The sequence below is a fragment of the Streptococcus sp. WM07 genome (genome assembly GCF_004570525.1).
GTDB lineage: Bacteria > Bacillota > Bacilli > Lactobacillales > Streptococcaceae > Streptococcus.
This window is the reverse complement of the sequence record NZ_SPPZ01000120.1, coordinates 1-1,012: the sequence shown is the minus strand read 5'-3', so window position 1 is coordinate 1,012 and position 1,012 is coordinate 1. Positions and strand designations below refer to the sequence as shown.

The 1,012-nt window shown below is 35.4% G+C and carries 1 protein-coding gene; it reads left to right on the top strand.

The window, feature by feature from the left end; genetic code table 11:
- The coding region (locus tag E4T71_RS08655) for a transposase (protein ID WP_135038927.1) at nucleotides 1-416 on the top strand (416 nt) is incomplete at its 5' end.
- Nucleotides 417-1,012 lie beyond the last annotated feature (596 nt).

Genomic DNA, 1,012 nt, shown 5'->3' with positions numbered 1-1,012 from the left:
ATCGAGAATATGGTCGTTCCATGAAAGGTCAGTTGATAGAAGGTAAGGTTTCTGGAAGAAGATATCAACGAATATCTTTAGTTGCAGGTCTCACAAATGGTGAGATTATAGCTCCGATGACATATGAAGACACGACGACAAGTGACTTTTTCGAAGCATGGTTTCAACAGTTCTTATTACCCTCTTTAGATACACCTTCTGTTATTATTATGGACAACGCAAGATTCCATAGGATGAGTAGTATAAAATCCTTATGTGAGGAGCAGGGACATAAACTTTTACCTCTCCCTCCATACTCACCTGAGTACAATCCTATCGAAAAAATATGGGCTCACATCAAAAAGCATCTCATAAAAGTATTGCCAAGTTACGATACTTTTCTTGAAGCTCTTTTGTCCCATTCTAGTTTCAGTTGATTATAATATCAACATGAAATTCATAATTGAAGCTCTGCTTATATTTGTGTTACTATCTGGACTTATGAAGGGGATGTTTTATGTAGGACGTCTGACTGGCGAGGCGATTGCAGGTTGGTTTTAAAACTAAATTAAGTAAAACTGATTATTTTGAAAAGAGATTAGTACTATGATTGAATTTGAAGTTATTAAAAATAGTAATTCTGTAGAGCTTCCTGAAGAGGAACTTCGGAGTATTGACGGGGGTTGGAAGGATCAGCGGTGGAGTAATTGATCTTGGAATTCGTTTCGGTAGTGGATTAGTTTTCGGTCTTTTCAACCATTAACCCAAATTATTCATACATAACTAAAAAACTTCCAGAATCGCTGATAGATCATGGTTTCTGGAAGTTTTTGATTTTCACCCATTAGGTGAGACTTTTGACTGGACAAAAAAAGATTTCCCCTTTATGATATAAGCGCAAACCATATCAAAATAGAAAGGAAACCCATATGTTCAGTCTAACAAATTACAATTCTAAAAACAACACTTTTTCTTTTGATGGTGGAAATCTAACGAATTACGGAGGATTACTTCTCTTTAAAGTACTTTTTGA